Origin of the sequence: Gilliamella sp. Fer4-1, assembly GCF_001690515.1 — a bacterium.
Taxonomy (GTDB): Bacteria; Pseudomonadota; Gammaproteobacteria; order Enterobacterales; family Orbaceae; genus Gilliamella; species Gilliamella apicola_C.
This window is the reverse complement of record NZ_LZGZ01000070.1, coordinates 1-7,428: the sequence shown is the minus strand read 5'-3', so window position 1 is coordinate 7,428 and position 7,428 is coordinate 1. Positions and strand designations below refer to the sequence as shown.

The following is a 7,428-nucleotide window of genomic DNA, read 5'->3' as shown; positions in this document are numbered from 1 at the left end:
TCATTCGTCTTTAAATTACCAGTCACCCATTGAATATAAAATGAATCTATGACTTTATCTTTTTGGTACTAAAAAGTGTGGACATACCAGAGCTTGTCAGTAGCTTAAGCTCTTTGCAATTCACGGCGTTTATCAACAATTCACTTACGTTCATCTTTCTATTTAGCCTAGCCCCTCATGACATGCTACTTGTCATTACTTAACGTTACCTCACGATAAACATTAACCTTGCTATTCCTCAAGGGGGTACATTGTCAGGAAGCTCCGCACCAGACCGTTGCCAGTCTCGCACTATCCCTAGGCTACTGTTAGTCATATAACAGGTTGACTCATATTTTATATAACATAGTGCCTATAAAATATGCCAACAATGATAATAACAGCTTGTGCACTTATTTAACTTCACAATAGGTCAATTCTAGCTTAAACTATATGCTGATGGGTTCTTTCGTTTCCTTGGTCAACTCAATAATTTCTTATTGAATACCTTGGAAATTCCAGAATATCAGATATGATTAATTGAATTGTCCAAAGAATTAGTTCTTTAAATATATGAGATTTGTCTCTCACAGACTAAAAAATTATTCTTTACCGAATATAGGTTACACAATATCCTTTCGGACATGTGTAACGTCCTACTCAGATATTGTGAAGGGTAGCTAATTAAAGTTATTCACTTTAATAGCCCACCTAACTTTATTGAATAAAATCAATAAGTTAGGTGTCATAAGTGCGCCCTTGTCGCACGTCGGGTAGCAACGACACATTACTGTGTCGCCGCCCCCTAAGAACTGTACGAGCGAATTTCTCCGCATACAGCTCAAGCCTTTCTATTAACTTATTGCTAAGTCGGTTTCAATACGTCTAACTTTAGCGCATGAACTTTAGTATGACATACAGGGTGTAATAATATTCTGTTTTCCAGCTTATTATCTCCCCCATGTACACGGTATATAATATGATGGTCATGCCAACCTGTCTCTTTTGTGATAGGTAACTGACATAATCCACAACGCCCTTTTTGTTCTTTATACAGCCTTTGCCATTGACTTCTGTGCGAATAATCTTCGTACATCCGTTTTTGGTATAGCGTTTCGCCGTATAATTCCCATTCAGGTAGAAACGGATTGTATTCCGATTTCACCTTTACATGACGTTTAATTTCTGTTTTACTGCACAGCAGTAATTCCATCCATATCTTTTCGCCGTGCCGATTCGTTGTATGTGTACCAAATATCCAGTCCCTGCTTTGTATCCTTGTAAAATATTTCTCTTTTACAAATCGTTTCCGTCTGTTACTGTGTCTTCGACAACACCATCGCCAAATCGCTCGCCAGACTAAATGGTCTACTTTACTGTACGCTTCTTTAGCGACAATGCTACGGTGATAGTTAGCCCATCCCCTTAACATTGGATTTAATTTTGCTATCAGTATGTCTTGCTTAACCATCTTCATTGCGCTTATTGTCTCTTTTACCTTGCGATAAAATGCTTTCACATTCTTTTTACTCGGTTTTATCAACAATTTGCCTTTAAATGATTTTACTGTCCACCCTAAGAAATCAAATCCTTGCTCGATATTAACAATGCGCGTCTTTCTTTCAGATAAGGTTAGTCCTCTCTCTTTCAAAAATTCACGCATTACTGGTATAACTTCATTTTCCAGTAATTCTTTCGAACTTCCAGATATAATAAAATCATCCGCATATCGAACCATATACACCTTATTGGCTCGCCGTTGTCTATTTCCTATTACACCGAAGTGTTTCGTTAATAGTCCGTCCATGCCATCCAGTGCCATATTCGCCAAAGTCGGTGAAATAATACCCCCTTGTGGTGTACCTTCCTCCGTCCGCTTGACCTGCCCCATGTCCACTACGCCCGATTTTAACCATTTTGCTAATATCCGCTTATTCATCGGTATATTCGCTATTAACCAATCATGGCTTATATGGTCAAAACAACCCTGTATATCGGCACCCAATACCCATTGCGCCGTTTGTCTCATTTGACTCCCTTTGCGTGAGAATATCTTATGCACGTGGCTTATCGCGTCCGCCGTTGAGCGATTGATGCGAAATCCATACGAGTTTTTATCTGCTGTAGTTTCAGCAACAGGCTGTAAAGCAAATAAGTATAGCGCTTGCATTGCTCTATCTTTCATGGTCGGAATGCCTAATGGGCGCTTCTTTCCATCCGATTTCGGAATATAAACCCGCTTTAATGGCTTCGGTCTATATCCTTTACTTGTCAGCGTTGCAATCGCTTCCCATTTACTCTTTGGTGTTGACCATGTTACTTTGTCAACGCCTGCCGTTCTTTTACCTCTGTTTTCCGTCACCCTTCGTACTGCCAATTGTTTGGCGTACGTTGAGCGTGTTAGTAACCTTTGTAAGCGTTTAACCTTACGGTAGTCACCTTCAATTGTTGCCTTCGCAATCCGTACCTGCAATCCCTTAACATGTTTTGTTGCTTTGACCCAATCTATATTGTGCCATAGCTCATTCATGTCAGGAGTCGCTGGAGCTGGACTACTTTTAACTTTTTTGTTAACCTTAGTGTACTCTTTCATACTTACTCCTGTAGTAACAGAAATAAGCAGAAATCTACTTGGTTTGGTGTGAATAATTTCTTCGTTCATGAACGGGAAGAAGAATTATTCAAATGACCAAATAAAATTCTACTTCTCTGTCACATGGTGAATTGTTAGAGTAGGGAAATGGGCTTGTTTTCACTTGCCTGTTTCCTTTCCTCACCCAATCATTCCCGAAGAAATGACCACAAAAGGATTAGCCAACATCTTACGATGAAAGACCAGTTAGAAGTCTGCACCCTTTCGAGTTAGGTCATATTTCATACCCTATATCAGCCATTACAGCCAATCATTCGCTTTCTCTAACCTCCTTTACCTGCACTCCCAACAGTATCGCTTGCGCTTTACCTGCCCTAAGGCGGAAATACAGGCTTACCAAGTTCCATTATTATCACACAAATAGTTAAGATGTTGTCTGTTCGCCGATAGTGTTTATGATGACGTATCCCCAATGTAAAGAAGGATAACCCACTATGTACCATTTTGGTTAGAGCTTGTCAGTAGCTTAAGCTCTTTGCAATTCACGGCGTTTATCAACAATTCACTTACGTTCATCTTTCTATTTAGCCTAGCCCCTCATGACATGCTACTTGTCATTACTTAACGTTACCTCACGATAAACATTAACCTTGCTATTCCTCAAGGGGGTACATTGTCGGGAAGCTCCGCACCAGACCGTTACCCGTCTCGCACTATCCCTAGGTTACTGTTAGTCATATAACAGGTTGTCTATTCATCATGCTTGTTTCCTATAAGTACGATTGATTCAACAATGATAATAACAGCTTACGCACTGCTTATATAACTGCTCGAGTGAAATAAGTAGGCTCTTACACCTGATATTTTACCAATAATATATTGTAGACATGATTTTCCATTGCCCCTTCATTATCAACCTTAAAGTTAGTATTACGCTTAACTTCAATATTGTGTTGATTAATGTTGCGACTAATCACTTTGTCTATATTGTAATTACTTTCTTAATGTTTTACCCTGTGGTTTTGAATAAACCCTGGACATTAAGTCGTATCTTATTAGTTAAAAAGAGACGTCGGCAATCGTTTTATTGCTCGCCTTGTAGTTGTGTATAGTCCAACTATGACTGGAGAGTGTAGGACTCTCAAAAGGCTCCAGTTTACTTCATGGCGAAGTTTTGATGTCAGCTATATCTTCGGCTCATCATGTAGTTGTATATAGTTCAACTCTGGACTGGTAAGGTTTATACCTTACAAAGGGCTTACAAGAATACGTCCCCTCTTGTATACGGGTTGAAAGGTTATCTCTATAACGCTTTCTGTATTATCTCCCTTTCGGGAGTATGAAGGCTCCCTCGAGGAGTTTACAAGCTTGTAAATAAGGAAAGAATATTTCATCTTCGCGCTTATCTACCGATAAAAGGGGAAAGTATTTCATTTCCGCCTTTTATCTTACTTGATTTTTACAAAAACTTCATAAAAATCAAGTATTTAGTGCTGCTTGTCGCACTTACATAGATTGCGTAAATGTACGGCTAATTACGTCTTTTTGTTGTTCTTTAGTTAATGAATTGAAACGTACTGCATACCCAGAAACACGAATTGTTAATTGTGGATATTTTTCAGGGTTTTCCATCGCATCTAATAATGTTTCACGGTTTAATACGTTAACATTTAAATGTTGTCCACCTTCAATTGTTGCTTCATGGTGGAAGTAACCATCCATTAAGCCAGCAAGGTTGCGTTTACGTACTTCATCATCTTTACCTAATGCATTTGGAACGATAGAGAAAGTATAAGAAATACCGTCTTTAGCGTAAGCAAATGGTAGTTTAGCAACAGAAGTTAATGAAGCCACAGCACCTTTTTGGTCACGTCCGTGCATTGGGTTAGCACCTGGTCCAAACGGCGCTCCTGCACGACGTCCATCTGGTGTGTTACCTGTTTTCTTACCATATACAACGTTTGATGTAATTGTAAGTACAGATTGTGTTGGAATTGCATTACGATAAGTTTTAAGTTTTTGAATTTTCTTCATAAAACGTTCAACTAAATCAACAGCAATGTCATCAACTCGTGGGTCATTGTTACCAAATTGTGGGTATTCACCTTCAATTTCGAAGTCAGTCGCTAAACCATCTTCATCACGAACTGTTTTTACTTTAGCGTATTTAATCGCAGAAAGTGAGTCAGCAGCAACAGAAAGACCCGCAATACCACATGCCATAGTACGAATAACATCACGATCATGTAATGCCATTAATGATGCTTCGTAGCTGTATTTATCGTGCATATAGTGAATTGCATTTAATGCTGTTACGTATTGTTTTGCTAACCAATCCATAAAGTGGTCTAAACGAGCAAATACTGTATCGAAATCTAAATATTCATCCATAATTGGATCTTCTTTAGGACCGACTTGCATTTTTAATTTTTCATCCACACCGCCGTTGATTGCGTATAGAAGTGTTTTAGCAAGGTTTGCACGCGCACCAAAGAATTGCATTTGTTTACCAACGATCATTGGGCTTACACAACATGCAATCGCGTAGTCATCGTTATTAAAGTCAGGACGCATCAAGTCATCGTTTTCATATTGTAATGATGATGTGTCAATTGATACTTTTGATGCAAACTCTTTGAATCCACTTGGTAATTGTTCAGACCAAAGGATTGTCATGTTAGGTTCAGGCGATGGACCCATTGTGTATAAAGTGTTTAAGAAACGGAAAGAAGTCTTAGTTACTAAAGTACGACCATCAACCCCCATACCAGCGATAGATTCAGTTGCCCAAATTGGATCGCCTGAGAATAATTCATCATATTCAGGCGTACGTAAAAAACGAACCATACGTAGCTTCATAACAAAATGGTCAACAATTTCTTGCGCATCTTTTTCAGTAATTAAACCAGCAGCAAGATCACGTTGGAAGTAAATATCAAAGAAAGTCGAAGTACGACCTAATGACATTGCCGCACCATTTTGTGATTTAACCGCAGCTAAATAACCAAAGTATGTCCATTGAACTGCTTCTTGTGCAGTTTTTGCTGGAGCAGAAATATCGAAGCCGTATTTGGCTGCCATTTCTTTAATTTGGCCAAGTGCACGATGCTGTTCAGCAATTTCTTCACGACGTTGCATAATCATTGGGAGATCAACACCGTTTTCGAAATCAGCTTGAAGTGAATTAAATTGTGCAAATTTATCTTGCATTAAGTAGTCGATACCGTAAAGCGCAACACGACGGTAGTCACCAATAATACGACCACGACCATAAGCATCAGGAAGGCCAGTAATAACACCTGATTTACGACAACGAAGAATATCTGGAGTATAGATATCGAAAACACCTTGGTTATGAGTTTTACGATATTCAGTAAAGATTTTTTTGACTAAAGGATCAAGCGTTCTGTTATAAGCTTTGCAAGAATTCTCGATCATTTTGATACCACCAAACGGAATAATTGCACGTTTTAATGGTTTTTCAGTTTGTAAGCCAACAATTTTTTCTAAATCTTTTTCAATATAACCTGCATCATGAGCAGTAATTGTCGAAATAACACTTGTATCAAAATCCACAGGGGCATGGGTAGCATTTTCAACTTTGATGCCTTCCATTACTTTAGCCCATAACTTAGTTGTAGCTTCTGTCGCGCCAGCTAAGAAAGACTCATCACCCTCGTATGGCGTGTAGTTCTTTTGAATAAAATCGCGGACATTAACATTATTTTGCCAATCACCATCTTTAAATCCTTTCCAAGCAACAGCTTGTACTTCGTTTAAATTACTCATAGTTTTTCACCTCAGGTTTACAAAAATATCTATTCATCCTTTTATATATGAGGATAAATATCATAAAATCAATGTGGCTTACGTAAATATAAAGCCCAATAAGGTAGTGCAACAGCTAAACCACCTAAAATATTCCCAATTGTTACAGGAATTAAATTTTTAAATACAAAATGCGATACAGTTAACTCTTTAAATGTATCTGCCGACACACCAGTAGCTTGCCAAAACTCAGGGGATGCAAAATTGTTAATGACAATGCCCATAGGAATCATAAACATATTTGCAATACTATGCTCAAAACCGCTGGCGACAAACATCGCAACAGGTAAAACCATAATTAGCATTTTATCAAGTAAACTACGACCAGCATAACTCAACCAGGCGGCTAAACAGACCATTAGATTAGCTAGAAAGCCAAGACATACAGCCTCAATAAAGGTGTGATGTAATTTATGATCAGCGGTTTGTAAAATATTTAGTCCCCACAAACCATTGGCTACCATATACTGGCCAGAAAACCAAATAACTGTGACAAACAGTATAGCACCAATAAAGTTACCGATATAGACTAAAATCCAATTACGAATCATTTTAGTCCAGCCAATTTTATGGGTCATTTTAGGTAAAATGGTCAATACTGTTGAAGTAAATAAGTCAGAACCACAACAAACAACAAGCATAAGACCTAAAGAGAAACAAATACCGCCGACTAATTTTGCCAAACCAAAAGCAACGGTTGCTGTTCCAGTTGTTACGGTAATATAAAATACAAAAGCGATAGAGATATAAACACCAGCAAGCATTGCGGATAAAATCGTACTACATGGGTGTTTGTTTACTTTATAATTGCCAAGGTCTTCAGCAATTTGGGTCATTTGTGCGGGAGAATATGAATCCACAAGTTTATTGGTACTCAAACTAACATCCTCAAAAAAACTAGGGTTTTATGAGAGGCATAGTATACTCAAAATTTGACGCAGATCACGTTTTTTTTTATTAAAAATAATTTAAAGCTCAAAAAACGTTGTTTATTAAAGATATTGGCTATAGTAAAAAAATAGTAAATT

The 7,428-nt window shown here is 38.0% G+C and carries 3 protein-coding genes; all 3 read right to left on the bottom strand.

The annotated features are described in order from the left end of the window. Positions 1-844: 844 nt before the first annotated feature. On the bottom strand, positions 845-2,572 hold the full coding sequence (gene ltrA, locus A9G30_RS02415) for a group II intron reverse transcriptase/maturase (protein ID WP_081295570.1): 1,728 nt from the start codon (positions 2,570-2,572) through the stop codon (positions 845-847). 1,506 nt (positions 2,573-4,078) lie between these two features. Then, positions 4,079-6,361: a formate C-acetyltransferase gene (gene pflB / locus A9G30_RS02410; RefSeq protein WP_065587923.1), complete on the bottom strand. Its 2,283-nt coding sequence runs from the start codon at positions 6,359-6,361 to the stop codon at positions 4,079-4,081. A gap of 68 nt (positions 6,362-6,429) precedes the next feature. Then, the gene (gene focA / locus A9G30_RS02405; protein ID WP_081295569.1) at positions 6,430-7,278 is read right to left on the bottom strand and encodes a formate transporter FocA; all 849 of its coding nucleotides are present in this window, start codon (positions 7,276-7,278) and stop codon (positions 6,430-6,432) included. Positions 7,279-7,428 lie beyond the last annotated feature (150 nt).

Coding starts and splice junctions, on each gene's coding strand:
- ltrA (WP_081295570.1), bottom strand. CDS start 2,572: ATGAAAGAGTACACTAAGGTTAACAAAAAAGTTAAAAGTAGTCCAGCT.
- pflB (WP_065587923.1), bottom strand. CDS start 6,361: ATGAGTAATTTAAACGAAGTACAAGCTGTTGCTTGGAAAGGATTTAAA.